We start from the raw sequence: 13734 nt of genomic DNA, 5'->3' as shown, positions 1-13734 counted from the left end.
CGCCGTGGTACGGTTGCAACACAACGGCGCGGGGTGGAGCAGCTCGGTAGCTCGCTGGGCTCATAACCCAGAGGTCGCAGGTTCAAATCCTGTCCCCGCTACTGAAGTCGACGGTACGCCGTGCGACACCGAAGGCCCGGATCCTCAACAGGATCCGGGCCTTCGTGGTGTGCGAACGCATGTGCCGATGCCCGGGGATCGTCGTGCCGCGGTGGGGAGTTGGGCGAACTGTGTTTGACTTGTCTCTCTGTGGGCATGTCGACAAAACGCTGAAGTGACCTCACGGACTGCGGTATACCGGGTGTACCCAGGTTGCAGGTGGTGCGACGATGGACGTTATGGGGGACAAGGCAACTCTGTTGGAGACAGGGCGTTTTGTGCAGCCTTCCGGCCGCGAGGAACCCAGCCCCGTACGGGACGAAACGGGCGAGGCGGTCGAGGAGGCGCGGCACCGGATCGCCGCCGAGGCCGGCGACGTCGAGGCCATGAGCGTCCTCGGGGCCATGCTGCTGCGCCGCGGTGATCTCGACGGAGCCGAGCCCCATCTGCGTGCCGCCACCGCCGAGGGCGACCGGGCCGCGGCCAACAACCTGGGAGTCCTCCTCCACCAGCGCGGTTACGCCGACGAGGCCGCCGGATGGTGGCGTATCGCCGCCGTCGCCGGGTCCGCGCCCGCCGCGCACGCGCTGGGTCGGCACCACCGTGAGCGCGGGGACGAGCCCGCCGCCGAGTACTGGCTGCGCCAGGCCGCCGAGCAGGGGCACACCCTCGGGGCGTACGCGCTGGCCGATCTGCTGGAGCACCGCGGGGACGCCGGGGCCGAGAGATGGCTGAGAGTGGCGGCCGAGCGGGGGCACCGGGAGGCCGCGTACCGGCTGGCCAGGGCGCTTGACCGCAAGAGCGCACCAGAGGGCGGGACCGGGCCTGACAACGGTGTCAGCACGGGCAGTTTCCGGACGGACACGGCGGCGGTGGGCGCCGGCGCGTCATGCGGTGTCACGGACTCCTTCGTGGGCGCCTCCGCGGAGGCCGAGCAGTGGTACCGGCAGGCCGCCGCGCGCGGGCACCGTCGGGCCGCGCTGCAGCTCGGCGCGATCCTGGAGCGCCGGGGCGAGCTGAAGGAGGCGGGGCGCTGGTACCTGACCTCGGCCAAGGACGGCGAGCCGCGGGCCGCGTGCGCGCTCGGGTTCCTGCTGCGGGACGCCGGGGACACCGAGAGCGCCGCCGTCTGGTGGCTGCGGGCCGCGCAGGACGGCGACGGCAACGCGGCCAACGCACTGGGCGCGCTGCACGCCGAGCGCGGCGAGACGCAGACGGCCGAGCGGTGGTACCGGGCCGCGATGGACGCGGGCGATGTGAACGGGGCGTACAACCTCGGGCTGCTCTGCGCCGAGCAGGGCCGGATCGCGCAGGCCGAGCAGTGGTACCGGCACGCGGCGTACGCCGGGCACCGGGAGGCGGCGAACGCGCTGGCCGTCCTGCTGCTCCAGGGCAGCGACCCGACGGGTGCGGAGCCGTGGTTCTCCAAGGCCGCGGAGGCCGGGAGCGTGGACGCCGCGTTCAACCTGGGCATCCTGTACGCCGGGCGCGGCGAGGGCGAGACGGCGCTGCGCTGGTACGAGCGGGCCGCCGCGGCCGGGCACACCGAGGCGGCGCTCCAGGTCGGGATCGCCCGGCTGCGGGAGGGCGAGGAGCAGGAGGCCGAGCGGCATCTGCGGTGCGCGGCGGGCGGGGGCAGCGCGGAGGGCGCGTACCGGCTGGCAGCGCTGCTGGACGCGCGGCGTCCGCCGGTCGCCACGCACGAGCTGGGGGAGCCGGTGCGGGAGCGGAGCGAGTGCGAGGAGTGGTACGAGCGCGCCGCCACGCAGGGGCACCGGCGGGCCCAGGTGCGGGTCGGAATGCTGGCCGCCTCGCGGGGCGACGTCGTCGAGGCGGCGCGGTGGTACCGGGAGGCCGCGGAGGCTGGGTCCCGGAACGGCGCCTTCAACCTCGGCCTGCTGCTGGCCCGCGAGGGCAGTGAGCCGGAGGCGGCGGTCTGGTGGACGCGCGCGGCTGACGCCGGGCACGGCCGGGCGGCGTTGCGGCTGGCCCTGGTCTACGCGCGTCGCGGAGAGCTCGCGGAGGGGCAGCGGTGGGCGGACCGGGCGGTGACGCTGGGTCCGGCGGAGGTCGCCGAGCGGGCGGCCCGGCTGCGGGACGCGCTGCGGGAGGAGCTGTCGGCCTGAGCTCGGCCTGAGCTCGGCCTGGCTGGGTCGAGCTGGGCCCTGCTGTGGGGCGCGGGGCGTGGGTGCCGGGGCCGGGGCGTTCGCGCACCTCGGCGCTGACGAGGTGCCGCTGCGCCCACCCGTGCCGCCCAGCGGCACGATTGCCCGCAGCTGGCGCGGCAAGCAGGCCCGCAGCTGGGGCGGCAAGCAGGCCGGCAGCTGGGGCGGACGACATCCTGCGGCGTCTCGCCGAGCGGTTGCCCGAAGCCAAGGGGCGGACGGGGGCCTGTAATGGATTTGCCTCCGTACGGTTCCTTGACGTAATGTTGCATTCATCGACGCGGGGTGGAGCAGCTCGGTAGCTCGCTGGGCTCATAACCCAGAGGTCGCAGGTTCAAATCCTGTCCCCGCTACTGAAGGCCGAGGGCCGGAATCCGAAAGGGTTCCGGCCCTCAGTCGTATGCCCGTGTGCGCGGCATGCGGAGACAAGAAAAAGGCCCTGGCTAGCGAGCCAGGGCCTTATGTGTGTGAGGTCACGCCTTTGCGCAGTCCGGGCAGACGCCCCGGTAGGTGACCTCGACGTCCGAGACCGTGAAGCCGAAGCGTTCGGAGTCGGGGAGGTCGGCGAGGGGGTTGCCGGCGGGGTGGACGTCCCGGATGGCGCCGCACTGGGCGCAGACCAGGTGGTGGTGCGGCCGGTGGGCGTTCGGGTCGTAGCGCTTGGCGCGCTTGTCCGTCGACACCTCCAGCACCTCGCCGAGGGAGACCAGCTCACCCAGGGTGTTGTAGACGGTCGCGCGGGAGATCTCGGGCAGCCTCGTCACCGCGCGCGCATGGACCTCGTCGGCCGTCAGATGGACGTGCTCGCCGTCCAGGACCTCGGCCACGACACGACGCTGCGCGGTCATCCGCCATCCGCGTCCGCGCAGCCGTTCAAGAAGGTCACTCATGAGACCAGCCTAACAGCAAGGGGGACCAGGTCCCGACCCGGTGTGAATTTGGATCTCTGCTTGTTCTGGACTTAGTCCAGTGTAGGATCGGGAACGGCTTTGGCCAAGGGACAGGACAGGCAAGAAATGGCGCAGCAGCAGGAGGCCCACGTGACTCAGGGACCGCTTACGACGGAGACCGGTGCTCCGGTCGCCGACAACCAGAACAGTGAGACCGCGGGTGCCGGGGGCCCGGTCCTCGTCCAGGACCAGCTCCTGCTGGAGAAGCTCGCGCACTTCAACCGTGAGCGCATCCCTGAGCGGGTCGTGCATGCGCGCGGCGCGGGCGCCTACGGCACCTTCACCGTCACCGCGGACGTCACCCCGTACACCAGGGCGGCCTTCCTCTCCGAGGTCGGCAAGCAGACCGAGGTGTTCCTGCGCTTCTCCACGGTGGCCGGCAACCTCGGTGCCGCGGACGCCGTGCGCGACCCCCGCGGCTTCTCGCTGAAGTTCTACACCGAGGAGGGCAATTACGACCTCGTCGGCAACAACACCCCGGTGTTCTTCATCAAGGACGCCATCAAGTTCCCCGACTTCATCCACACCCAGAAGCGCGACCCGTACACGGGCAGCCAGGAGGCGGACAACGTCTGGGACTTCTGGAGCCTCAGCCCCGAGTCCACGCACCAGGTGACCTGGCTGTTCGGCGACCGCGGCATCCCGGCGTCGTACCGTCACATGGACGGTTTCGGTTCGCACACGTTTCAGTGGAACAACGAGGCGGGCGAGGTCTTCTGGGTCAAGTACCACTTCAAGACCGACCAGGGCATCAAGAACCTGACCGCCGAGGAGGCCGAGCTCCTCGCGGGCAAGGACCCCGACTCGCACCAGCGCGACCTGCGCCAGGCCATCGAGCGGGGCGAGTTCCCGAGCTGGACCGTGGGTGTGCAGATCATGCCGGCGGCGGACGCGGCGACGTACCGCTTCAACCCGTTCGACCTGACCAAGGTGTGGCCGCACGCGGACTACCCGGTCGTCGAGATCGGCCGGCTGGAGCTCAACCGCAACCCGCAGAACGTCTTCGCCGAGGTCGAGCAGAGCATCTTCAGCCCCGCTCACTTCGTGCCGGGCATCGGCCCGTCGCCCGACAAGATGCTCCAGGGGCGGCTGTTCGCGTACGGCGACGCGCACCGCTACCGCGTCGGCATCAACGCCGACCACCTGCCGGTGAACCGCCCGCACGCCACCGAGGCGCGTACCAACTCCCGTGACGGCCACCTCTACGACGGCCGGCACGGCGGCGCGAAGAACTACGAGCCGAACAGCTTCGGCGGCCCGCAGCAGACCGGCCGTCCGCTGTGGGGGCCCGTCTCCGTCAGCGGTGTCACGGGCGACCACGTGGCCCCGGTGCACGCCGAGGACGACGACTTCGTGCAGGCGGGCAACCTGTACCGGCTGATGGCCGAGGACGAGAAGGAGCGCCTGGTCGGCAATCTGGCCGGGGTGATGGCCGGGGTCTCGCGCGACGACATCGTCGAGCGGGCGATCGGCAACTTCCGCAAGGCCGACGAGGACTTCGGCAAGCGGCTGGAGGTCGCGGTCCAGGCGCTGCGCGGCTGACGCGGCACGGATCGCCTGCCGCGGGGCGGGCCGGACTTCCCTGGGGAGTCCGGCCCGCTCCGTCGTACGACGGTGGGTCAGGCAGGCACCTGCTGCCTCGCCGGTGCCCAGCAGCGGATGATGTCGCGGACCGAGACGACGCCGGTGGGCCCGCCTCGGTCCAGCACGATCAGATGCCGGAAGCCGCCGTGGGTCATGGCGGCGGCCGCCTCCTCCAGGGTCCAGGACGGCGCGGCGAACACGACGTCGGTGGTGGTGTGGTCGTGGGCGCGTTCGGTGTCGGGGTCCTGCCCCCGGCCGAGGGAGTTGAGGATGTCGCGTTCGGTGAGGATGCCGAGTCCGCCGGCGTCGGGGTCGAGGACCACGGCCGCGCCCACCCGGCGGGCGGACATGAGGGCGGCGGCCTGTCGAAGGGTGTGGTTGGGGCCGATGGTGAGGACCATCGTGCTCATGGCGTCACGGACGAGCATGGGCTGGAGCCACCTCCTGGGAGTGTCCCGCCCCCTTGTTCATTGTTTCACAAGTTCACAAGTGGGGGGACTCTCAGAGTGGCAGGCAAAGAACGGGTCAACAAGGGGGCGCGCGCGGCCCTTTGAGGGCGCGTGAGGCAGTACGGCGTGAGTCAGGAGCGCCGGTCGAGGTGGTCGAGCAGCTCGTCGTGGAGCAGGCCGTTCGACGCGGCCGCGTTGCCGCTGTGCGGGCCCGGGCGGCCGTCGAGGCCGGTGAAGGTGCCGCCGGCCTCGGTGACGACGATCGCGTTGGCGGCCATGTCCCACAGGGACAGCTCGGGTTCGGCGCAGATGTCCACCGAGCCCTCGGCGACCATCATGTACGGCCAGAAGTCGCCGTACGCGCGCGTGCGCCAGACCTCGCGGGTGAGGTCCAGGAAGCCGTCGAGGCGGCCCTGCTCCTCCCAGCCGGAGAGCGAGGAGTACGCGAAGGAGGCGTCCGCGAGGCGGGAGACGCCCGAGACGTGGATGCGGGTCGCGCTCGACAGGCTGCGGCCCGTGTACGCGCCGTGGCCCTTCGCGGCCCACCAGCGGCGGCCGAGCGCGGGGGCGGAGACGACGCCGACGACGGGGTGGTAGCCGCCCTCGCCGGCCTCCATCAGGCTGATGAGCGTCGCCCAGACCGGGACGCCGCGGACGTAGTTCTTCGTGCCGTCGATCGGGTCGATCACCCAGCGGCGGGGGCCCGTGCCCTCCAGGCCGTACTCCTCGCCCAGGATCGCGTCCCTCGGGCGGGCCCGCTGGAGCTGGCCCCGGATCAGTTCCTCGGCCGCCTTGTCCGCCTCGCTCACCGGCGTCATGTCCGGCTTGGTCTCGACCTTGAGGTCGAGGGCCTTGAAGCGGTCCATGGTCGCGGCGTCTGCCGCGTCCGCGAGGACATGGGCGAGGCGGAGGTCGTCGAGGTAGTCCGGCATGGACGAACCGTATCCGGCGCGGTCCGCACGGTGCCAGCGGGGCCGGAGTGTGGACAGCTCGGGGCATTGACGGTCCGGGTCGCCGAGGGCAGGGGCAGGCGGGTCTTCGCCGGCCGCGCTGACGGGTGCCGCTGCGCCCACCCGTGCCGCCCCAGCGGCACGACTGCCCGCAGCGGCGGCGCACGTTGCTCGCGGCTGAGCGGCGACGCCCCAGGGGCGCGGGGAACTGCGCGACCGGCCCACGACGGCCCGCGGACGGCAGGCGACCGCGAGCCCCCGGACGGCGGGCGACCGCGAGCCCCCGGACGGCGGGCGACCGCGAGCCCGCGGACGGCGGGCGACCGCGAGCCCGCGGACGGCAGGCGACCGCGAGCCCCCCCGGACCGTCGCCGCAACCCTTGACAGTGCTCTCATCCGCGTCAAATCTGAAGCGCAGAGCCGGTCTCCCCGGGAGGCGATGATGCCTGCAGCGCGGGAATCTCTGCTGGACGCCGCTTTCGCGGCGCTGGTCCGTAGGCCATGGGCCGCGGTGCGGATGGTGGATGTGGCGGCGGCGGCCGGGGTGTCCCGGCAGACGCTGTACAACGAGTTCGGCAGCAAGGACGGCCTGGCCAGGGCGCTGCTGCGCAGGGAGGCCGACGGATATCTCGCCGGAGTCGACCGCGCGCTCGCCGCGGAGCACGACGCCCGGGGCAAGCTCACCGCGACCGCCGAGTGGACCACCACCCTCGCCCGGGAGAACGCGCTGGTGCGGGCCATGCTCACCGGCTGCTGGAACGAGCGCCTGCCCGCGCCCGCCACCGCGGCGGTCGCCTCGTCCTCGGCCGTGCCCGCGCAGCGCCGGGCGGACCGGCCGCTGCCCTCTCCCGCCGACTTCGTCGTCATCGTCCGCGACCGGGCCGTGGCCGCCCTCGCCGGGCACGAGTCCGCCGACCTGGCCCGCTCCTGCGAGCTGGCCGTCCGTCTCGCCCTGTCCTGCGTCGCCGCCCCGCCCGGCGAGGGCGGGGTCGCCGATCTCGTACGCGGCGCCCTGGACACCGTATGAGGTGCGAGAAACACCCCGAACCGTCTAGTGCGCCGAACCCGACAGCTGCAGCCCGATGACCCCCGAGATGACCAGGCAGATCGACACGATCTTCAGGGTGGAGACCACGTCACCGAGGAAGGCCATGCCGTAGATCGCGGTGCCCGCCGCGCCGATGCCCGTCCAGACCGCGTACGCCGGGCCCACGTCGAGTTTGCGCAGGGAGAGGGTGAGCAGGCCGAAGCTGCCCAGTGCGAAGACGGCGAAGGCGATGGTCGGCCAGAGCCGGGTGAAGCCGTGCGACAGCTTCAGACACACGGCGAAGCCGGTTTCGAGCAGCCCTGCCACGACGACCAGCAGCCACGCCATGTGCCTGTCCTCCCGTAACTCCACGCCCTGTGGCGCTCAGTGACCGCTTGTCAGGCTTTACCCGCTCTTGGGGCCCGGCTTTTGTGATTATGCCCTTACCGGACCCCCGGGGCGGCAAACAACGCGGGAGTCAGTCACCGTCCGTGCGTTCGCGGGTGGCGAGCAGGCGGCGCAGGGAGTACAGCCGGGCGGGGTCGGCGTGGCCGTCGGCGACCCACGCGTCCAGCGCGCAGTCGGGCTCGTCGTGGCTGCACGCGCGCGGGCAGCCCTCGGTGCCGCCTTCCAGCTCGGGGAAGGCGTGGATGACCCGGGAGGGGTCGACGTGGGCCAGGCCGAAGGACCGTACGCCCGGGGTGTCGATCACCCAGCCGTCCGCCGCGTCGAGCGGCAGGGCCAGCGCCGAGGTCGTCGTGTGCCGGCCGCGACCCGTGACCACGTTGACATGGCCGGTCAGACGCCTGCGCTCCTCCGGCACCAGCGCGTTGACCAGCGTCGTCTTGCCCACGCCCGAGTGGCCCACGAAGGCCGTCACCTTGCCGTCCAGGTGCTCGCGCACCCGGTCCGCCGCGCCGCCCGTCTCCAGCTCCTCGCGGCTGGTGACGACGTACGGGATGTCGAGCGCGCCGTAGAGCTCGAGGAGCTTGTCCGGCGGGGCCAGGTCCGACTTGGTCATGACCAGCAGCGGGGTGAGACCGCCGTCGAACGCCGCGACCAGGCAGCGGTCGATCAGCCGCGGGCGGGGTTCGGGGTCGGCCAGGGCCGTGACGATCGCCAGCTGGTCGGCGTTGGCGACGACCACCCGCTCGAACGGATCGTCGTCGTCGGCCGTGCGGCGCAGCACCGAGGAGCGCTCCGCGATGCGGACGATCCGTGCGAGCGTGTCCTTCTTGCCCGACAGGTCGCCGACCAACCACACCCGGTCGCCGACCACGGCGGCCTTGCGGCCCAGCTCGCGGGCCTTCATGGCCAGGACGGGCCGGTCGTCGACCAGGCAGGTCAGCCGGCCCCGGTCGACGGTGAGGACCATGCCCTCGGCCGCGTCCTCGTGCTTGGGCCGGATGTTGGTCCGCGGCCGGTTGCCCTTGCGGTTGGGGCGCTGGCGGATGTCGTCCTCGTCGGTGTGCTTGCCGTAGCGGCGCATGGTGTTTCCCCGCGTCCCTACGCCCCGAGCATCCCGGTCCAGAGTTCGGGGAAGTCCGGCATGGTCTTCGCCGTCGTCGCCACGTTCTCGATCTGTACGCCCTCGACCGCCAGGCCGATGATCGCGCCGGCCGTCGCCATGCGGTGGTCCTCGTAGGTGTGGAAGACGCCGCCGTGCAGCGGGCGCGGGCGGATGTGCAGGCCGTCGGCGGTCTCGGTGACGTCACCGCCGAGTTCGTTGATCTCCTTGGTGAGCGCGGCCAGCCGGTCCGTCTCGTGCAGCCGCAGATGGGCCACGCCCCGCAGGGTGGACGGGGAGTCGGCGAGGGCCGCGACCGCGGCGATGCCCGGGGTGAGTTCACCGACCTCGGAGAGGTCCACATCGATACCGTGGACGGCACCCGAACCGGTGAACACCAGACCGTAGTCGGTCAGCTCGCAGGTGCCGCCCATCTCGGTGAAGATCTCCCGCAGCCGGTCACCCGGCTGGGTGGTGCGGGCTGGCCAGTCCGGGATCAGCACCTTGCCGCCGGTCACCAGCGCCGCCGCCAGGAACGGCTGGGCGTTGGACAGATCCGGCTCGATCACCAGGTCCCGGCCGAGCAGCGCGCCCGGCGTGACCCGCCAGACGTTGGGCTCGCCGCCGGACTCCGGGGTGTCCACCTGGGCGCCGACCGCGCGCAGCATGTCCACCGTCATCCGGATGTGCGGCATCGACGGCAGGTTCGAGCCGGTGTGGCGGACCTCGACGCCCTGGTTGAAGCGCGGGCCGGAGAGCAGCAGGGCGCTCACGAACTGCGACGACGAGGACGCGTCGATCTCCACCGGGCCGCCGTCCAGGGCACCGCCGCCGTGCACGGTCAGCGGCAGCGCGCCGCGGCCGTCGTCGTCGATCCGGGCGCCCAGGACCCGCAGCGCGTCGATGACGCCGTTCAGGGGACGCTCGTACGACCTCGGGTCGCCGTCGAAGCGGATGGGGCCGTCGGCGATCGCCGCGACCGGGGGCAGGAACCGCATGACCGTGCCCGCGTTGCCGACGTCGACCGTGGCCGGGCCGTGCAGCGCGGTCGGGATGATCCGCCAGAACTCGCCCGTCCCGTCGGGGCCGACACCCTCCTCGATGCCGACGCCCATCGCCCGCAGGGCGCCCGCCATCAGCAGGGTGTCGCGGGAGCGGAGGGGGCGGCGCAGCCAGCCCGGTTCTCCGGCGAGGGCGGCGAGGACGAGGGCGCGGTTGGTGACGGACTTGGACCCCGGCACATGGACCGTTGCGTCGACGGCCTCGCGAGCGTAGGGGGCCGACCAGAGGGCGGTTTCTGCGGGGGTTCGGGACATGGGTCCACTCTATAAGGGTGGGGTTATGTGGGTTGTCTGTCGGGTGCGGCGCCATCGTGGTTGATCGCGCAGTTCCCCGCGCCCCTTAAAAGAGCCACCGTGTGCCGCCCACCAGCGAGCTCAGGGACACCACGTGGAAGAGGAAGAGCCACAGGGCCGCCGGGGTGTGTGTCAGCCTCGCCAGCTGGTCCGCGTCCGAGTCTCCGGCTCCTCCCCTTGACCTCTTTGACTGGAGCTCGAAAGCCGGTCGTACGCCCCCCAGCAGCAGGAACCACACCACCGCGTACGCGAACCCCGCCTGCACCTGGGGTCCCGCCAGCCAGGACACCAGCAGGAAGGCACCGCCGGTCAGGACCACCGTCAGGACGCCGTAGGCGTTGCGGATCATGACCAGCATCACCAGCAGCAGGGCCGTCGCCAGCCACAGCAGCAGCGTGATGCGGCCGGCGGCCAGCAGGGCGGCGCCGCCGAGGCCCAGCAGGGGAGGTGCGGTGTAGCCGGCCGCGGCGGTGAGGATCATGCCCAGGCCGTACGGCTTGCCGCGGCTGACCGTGAGGCCGCTGGTGTCGGAGTGCAGCCGTATGCCGGTCAGGCGGCGGCCGGTGAGCAGCGCGACCAGGCCGTGGCCGCCCTCGTGGGCGATGGTGATCGCGTTGCGGGCGACGCGCCAGACGCCGGGCGGGACCACCACCGCGAGGGCCGCGACCCCGGTCGCGATCACCACCCACAGGTCCGGGTCGGACTGCGTGCCGACGAGCTCGTCCCACAGGGAGGTCGCTGTGCTGGTGTCCATGTTTCCGGGCTGCTCCCTGTGTCGCGGCGGAGTCTGGCAGTGTGGCACGCATGTGCGGACGGTATGCAGCGAGTCGGAGGCCCGAGGATCTCGCCGGGATCTTCGAGGTCGAGAAGTGGGAGCCCGAGGAGACGCTGGCTCCCGACTACAACGTGGCGCCGACGAAAGAGGTCCACGCCGTCCTCGACCGTCCCCTGAAGGACGCGGCCGACCCGCGTCCGGTTCGCCAGCTGCGCAGGCTGAAGTGGGGGCTCGTGCCCTCGTGGGCCAAGACGCCCGAGGGCGGCGCCCGGATGATCAACGCGCGCGCGGAGACCGTGCACGAGAAGCCGGCCTTCCGCCGCGCCTTCGCCGCCCGGCGCTGCATCCTGCCCGCCGACGGCTACTACGAGTGGGTCACCGGCAGGCAGGAGCGCGACCTGGAGGTCGAGGGGAAGAGGAAGCGGCCGCGCAAGCAGCCGTACTTCGTGCTCCCGGCCGACGGGTCGGTGTTCGCCATGGCCGGGCTGTACGAGTTCTGGCGCGACCGCACTCTGCCCGATGACCACCCGCAGGCCTGGTGGGTGACCTGCTCGGTGATCACCACCGAGGCCGAGACGAGCCCGCTGGCCGAGGCGCCCGCCGAGGGCCCGCACGCGCTGGCCGACATCCACCCGCGGATGCCGCTGATGCTCACCCCGGACCGCTGGGACGCCTGGCTGGACCCCGCCCGCACCGACCCCGACGACCTGCGCGAACTCCTCGCGGCCCCGCCGGCCGGACTCATGCGCGCCTACCCGGTGTCCACCACGGTCAGCAACGTCCGCAACAACGGCCCGGAGCTGCTGAAGGAGCTGGAGGGGCCCGAAGAGGGCACACTCTTCTGACGTGACCCGAGAGATCACCGAGATCATCAGCACGGACGCGGGGGACGCCCGCGTCACCTGGCACAGAGCGAGGAAGGCACGCCTCGTCCTCGCCGTCAGCCATGGTGCGGGCGGCGGCATCGAGGCCCGCGACCTCCAGGCACTGGCCGCCGCCCTGCCCGCGCACGGAGTGAGCGTCGCCCTCGTGGAGCAGCCCTGGCGGGTGGCGGGCAAGAAGGTCGCGCCCGCGCCGAAGACCCTCGACGTCGGCTGGCGGGGCATCTGGCCCGCGGTGGCCGAGCCCGGGCTCCCGGTGATCTCCGGCGGGCGCTCCGCCGGGGCCCGCGTGGCCTGCCGTACGGCGACCGAGCTGGGGGCCGCCGCCGTCCTCGCGCTCAGCTTCCCGCTGCACCCGCCCGGCAAGCCCGAGAAGTCCCGCGCCGACGAACTGCTCGGCGCCGGGGTGCCCACGCTCGTCGTCCAGGGCGGCAACGACCCCTTCGGAAAGCCTGAGGAATTCCCGAAGGGCGCTCATGAACTGGTCGAGGTCCCCTACGGCGACCATGGCTTTGCCGTGCCCAAACGGGCCGGCATCAGCCAGGAAGAGGCGCTGGCGCTCCTCACCGACGCGGTCGTCGAGTGGACCCGGTCACTCGGCTGAACGGCCGGGAATGCGCAGGCCCCGGCCTTGGTTGAGGCGGACAGATGTGCCGAGAGCCACCGGCACTTCACCGTCGTAGGAGAGGAAGTCCGCCGCATGGGTTCGACCTACTGCCCGAGCCGCAGTGCCCGCGCTGACCTGGACTGGACGGTGCTGCACGCGGCGAAGACCGCCCCTATTCGGGCGGCGGCAGGTGGGGATAGTCGTCTATTCTCCGATTCCAGTGGGACCGGCCTCGGTCCCGCCCGGGATCTTGAGGAGGTGGGTCCGGTCACTGGGACCGACGCAGGGACCGACAACGGCCAGGCGGAGCTGCCCGAGGGCCAGGGCACAGGCGCGGACGCGAGCGACGAGTCGGCCGCGGAGCGCACCGCGCGCTTCGAGCGGGACGCGCTCGAGTTCCTCGACCAGATGTACTCGGCCGCGCTGCGCATGACGCGCAACCCGGCCGACGCCGAGGACCTGGTGCAGGAGACCTACGCCAAGGCGTACGCGTCCTTCCACCAGTTCCGCGAGGGCACGAACCTCAAGGCGTGGCTGTACCGGATTCTCACCAACACCTTCATCAACTCGTACCGCAAGAAGCAGCGCGAACCGCAGCGCTCCGCGGCCGAGGAGATCGAGGACTGGCAGCTCGCCCGCGCCGAGTCGCACATGTCGACAGGTCTGCGCTCCGCGGAGTCGCAGGCGCTCGACCATCTGCCCGACTCGGACGTGAAGGAAGCACTTCAGGCGATCCCCGAGGAATTCCGCATCGCCGTCTATCTCGCGGACGTAGAGGGCTTTGCGTACAAGGAGATCGCGGACATCATGGGGACACCCATCGGTACGGTGATGTCCCGGCTGCACCGGGGCCGCCGGCAACTGCGCGGCATGCTCGAGGACTACGCGCGCGAGCGCGGACTGGTCCCGGCCGGCGCCGGAGAGTCGAACGAAGCGAAAGGTTCGGGCTCATGAGCTGCGGAGAGCCGCACGAGACGGACTGCAGTGAGGTACTCGATCATCTCTACGAGTTCCTCGACAGTGAGATGCCGGACGTCGACCGCGACAAGTTCAAGCAGCACTTCCAGGAGTGCTCGCCGTGCCTGGAGAAGTACGGCCTGGAAGAGGCCGTGAAGAAGCTCGTCAAGCGCTGCTGCGGACATGACGACGTGCCCACCGACCTGCGTTCCAAGGTCCTGGGCCGGCTCGACCTGATCCGCTCCGGGCAGGCCGTGCCCGAGCACGACGTCACGGCCGCCCCGCAGGAGTCCTGACTCCCGGAAGACCGAACACCCCCCGGGTCACCCGAATGTGCTAATCCGCGGGCTTTCTGCCCGCGGACGCCTCCCTCCCCGCCCTAGGCTCCGAGCCTGGACAGGCACGGGCGTGCCCGGGGAGGGGCGGTC

14 protein-coding genes and 2 tRNA genes are annotated in these 13734 nt (G+C 71.8%); 9 read left to right on the top strand and 7 right to left on the bottom strand.

The genetic code is table 11. From position 1 onward, the window contains the following. Positions 1-27: 27 nt before the first annotated feature. The 3 genes from ACIQ6Y_RS25935 (at position 28) to ACIQ6Y_RS25925 (ending at position 2617) form a co-directional block, all read left to right on the top strand. Positions 28-101 (top strand) — tRNA-Met (locus tag ACIQ6Y_RS25935). 228 nt (positions 102-329) lie between these two features. After that, complete coding sequence (locus ACIQ6Y_RS25930) at positions 330-2225, top strand: tetratricopeptide repeat protein (RefSeq protein ID WP_404042369.1); 1896 nt, start codon at positions 330-332, stop codon at positions 2223-2225. A gap of 318 nt (positions 2226-2543) precedes the next feature. After that, positions 2544-2617: transfer RNA gene (locus ACIQ6Y_RS25925), tRNA-Met, on the top strand. Between the two features lie 120 nt (positions 2618-2737). On the opposite strand, the gene ACIQ6Y_RS25920 is transcribed toward ACIQ6Y_RS25925, so the two are convergent. After that, positions 2738-3154, bottom strand: coding sequence for a Fur family transcriptional regulator (locus ACIQ6Y_RS25920; RefSeq protein WP_404042368.1), 417 nt, complete (start codon positions 3152-3154; stop codon positions 2738-2740). Between the two features lie 150 nt (positions 3155-3304). Here ACIQ6Y_RS25920 and ACIQ6Y_RS25915 point away from each other — a divergent pair, with 150 nt between their 5' ends. Next, complete coding sequence (locus ACIQ6Y_RS25915) at positions 3305-4756, top strand: catalase (RefSeq protein ID WP_404042367.1); 1452 nt, start codon at positions 3305-3307, stop codon at positions 4754-4756. Between the two features lie 77 nt (positions 4757-4833). Here ACIQ6Y_RS25915 and ACIQ6Y_RS25910 read toward each other — a convergent pair whose 3' ends face one another. Both ACIQ6Y_RS25910 and hisN read right to left on the bottom strand, forming a co-directional pair. Next, positions 4834-5226 carry a cyclic nucleotide-binding/CBS domain-containing protein gene (locus ACIQ6Y_RS25910; RefSeq protein WP_404042366.1) on the bottom strand — a complete coding sequence of 131 codons (393 nt, stop codon included), beginning with the start codon at positions 5224-5226 and terminating at the stop codon, positions 4834-4836. Between the two features lie 152 nt (positions 5227-5378). Beyond that, complete coding sequence (gene hisN, locus ACIQ6Y_RS25905) at positions 5379-6179, bottom strand: histidinol-phosphatase (RefSeq protein WP_404042365.1); 801 nt, start codon at positions 6177-6179, stop codon at positions 5379-5381. A 457-nt stretch (positions 6180-6636) separates the two neighbouring features. Here hisN and ACIQ6Y_RS25900 point away from each other — a divergent pair, with 457 nt between their 5' ends. Continuing rightward, the gene (locus ACIQ6Y_RS25900) at positions 6637-7224 is read left to right on the top strand and encodes a TetR/AcrR family transcriptional regulator (RefSeq protein ID WP_404042364.1); all 588 of its coding nucleotides are present in this window, start codon (positions 6637-6639) and stop codon (positions 7222-7224) included. A 24-nt stretch (positions 7225-7248) separates the two neighbouring features. Here the strand turns inward: ACIQ6Y_RS25900 and ACIQ6Y_RS25895 are convergent, their stop codons facing one another. From ACIQ6Y_RS25895 to ACIQ6Y_RS25880, 4 genes are all read right to left on the bottom strand, one after another. After that, entirely contained in the window at positions 7249-7572 is a 324-nt protein-coding gene (locus tag ACIQ6Y_RS25895; RefSeq protein WP_404042363.1) for a DMT family transporter, read from the bottom strand. A 130-nt stretch (positions 7573-7702) separates the two neighbouring features. After that, a complete protein-coding gene (rsgA, locus tag ACIQ6Y_RS25890) occupies positions 7703-8713 on the bottom strand; it encodes a ribosome small subunit-dependent GTPase A (RefSeq protein WP_404042362.1) in 1011 nt (336 codons plus the stop codon). 17 nt (positions 8714-8730) lie between these two features. Beyond that, positions 8731-10047: a 3-phosphoshikimate 1-carboxyvinyltransferase gene (aroA, locus tag ACIQ6Y_RS25885; RefSeq protein ID WP_404042361.1), complete on the bottom strand. Its 1317-nt coding sequence runs from the start codon at positions 10045-10047 to the stop codon at positions 8731-8733. A gap of 85 nt (positions 10048-10132) precedes the next feature. Then, positions 10133-10840: a M50 family metallopeptidase gene (locus ACIQ6Y_RS25880; RefSeq protein WP_404042360.1), complete on the bottom strand. Its 708-nt coding sequence runs from the start codon at positions 10838-10840 to the stop codon at positions 10133-10135. A gap of 50 nt (positions 10841-10890) precedes the next feature. Here ACIQ6Y_RS25880 and ACIQ6Y_RS25875 point away from each other — a divergent pair, with 50 nt between their 5' ends. The 4 genes from ACIQ6Y_RS25875 (at position 10891) to rsrA (ending at position 13602) form a co-directional block, all read left to right on the top strand. After that, positions 10891-11706, top strand: coding sequence for an SOS response-associated peptidase (locus tag ACIQ6Y_RS25875; RefSeq protein ID WP_404042359.1), 816 nt, complete (start codon positions 10891-10893; stop codon positions 11704-11706). A 1-nt stretch (position 11707) separates the two neighbouring features. Further along, positions 11708-12346 carry an alpha/beta family hydrolase gene (locus ACIQ6Y_RS25870; RefSeq protein WP_404042358.1) on the top strand — a complete coding sequence of 213 codons (639 nt, stop codon included), beginning with the start codon at positions 11708-11710 and terminating at the stop codon, positions 12344-12346. A gap of 261 nt (positions 12347-12607) precedes the next feature. After that, on the top strand, positions 12608-13303 hold the full coding sequence (gene sigR, locus ACIQ6Y_RS25865; RefSeq protein WP_404042357.1) for an RNA polymerase sigma factor SigR: 696 nt from the start codon (positions 12608-12610) through the stop codon (positions 13301-13303). After that, positions 13300-13602 carry a mycothiol system anti-sigma-R factor gene (gene rsrA, locus ACIQ6Y_RS25860; RefSeq protein ID WP_404042356.1) on the top strand — a complete coding sequence of 101 codons (303 nt, stop codon included), beginning with the start codon at positions 13300-13302 and terminating at the stop codon, positions 13600-13602. The genes sigR and rsrA overlap by 4 nt, the downstream gene beginning before the upstream one ends. The last annotated feature ends 132 nt before the right edge of the window (positions 13603-13734 follow it).

It is taken from the genome of Streptomyces sp. NPDC096205 (assembly GCF_044763135.1).
In the GTDB taxonomy this organism is placed as follows: domain Bacteria; phylum Actinomycetota; class Actinomycetes; order Streptomycetales; family Streptomycetaceae; genus Streptomyces.
This window is presented reverse-complemented; position numbering and strand designations above follow the sequence as displayed.

Excerpts from the sequence above, each read along its gene's own strand:
- ACIQ6Y_RS25880 (WP_404042360.1), bottom strand. The coding sequence starts at position 10,840 with ATGGACACCAGCACAGCGACCTCCCTGTGGGACGAGCTCGTCGGCACG.
- ACIQ6Y_RS25875 (WP_404042359.1), top strand. The coding sequence starts at position 10,891 with ATGTGCGGACGGTATGCAGCGAGTCGGAGGCCCGAGGATCTCGCCGGG.
- ACIQ6Y_RS25930 (WP_404042369.1), top strand. The coding sequence starts at position 330 with ATGGACGTTATGGGGGACAAGGCAACTCTGTTGGAGACAGGGCGTTTT.
- hisN (WP_404042365.1), bottom strand. The coding sequence starts at position 6,179 with ATGCCGGACTACCTCGACGACCTCCGCCTCGCCCATGTCCTCGCGGAC.
- rsrA (WP_404042356.1), top strand. The coding sequence starts at position 13,300 with ATGAGCTGCGGAGAGCCGCACGAGACGGACTGCAGTGAGGTACTCGAT.
- ACIQ6Y_RS25895 (WP_404042363.1), bottom strand. The coding sequence starts at position 7,572 with ATGGCGTGGCTGCTGGTCGTCGTGGCAGGGCTGCTCGAAACCGGCTTC.
- ACIQ6Y_RS25900 (WP_404042364.1), top strand. The coding sequence starts at position 6,637 with ATGATGCCTGCAGCGCGGGAATCTCTGCTGGACGCCGCTTTCGCGGCG.
- ACIQ6Y_RS25910 (WP_404042366.1), bottom strand. The coding sequence starts at position 5,226 with ATGCTCGTCCGTGACGCCATGAGCACGATGGTCCTCACCATCGGCCCC.
- rsgA (WP_404042362.1), bottom strand. The coding sequence starts at position 8,713 with ATGCGCCGCTACGGCAAGCACACCGACGAGGACGACATCCGCCAGCGC.
- aroA (WP_404042361.1), bottom strand. The coding sequence starts at position 10,047 with ATGTCCCGAACCCCCGCAGAAACCGCCCTCTGGTCGGCCCCCTACGCT.
- ACIQ6Y_RS25920 (WP_404042368.1), bottom strand. The coding sequence starts at position 3,154 with ATGAGTGACCTTCTTGAACGGCTGCGCGGACGCGGATGGCGGATGACC.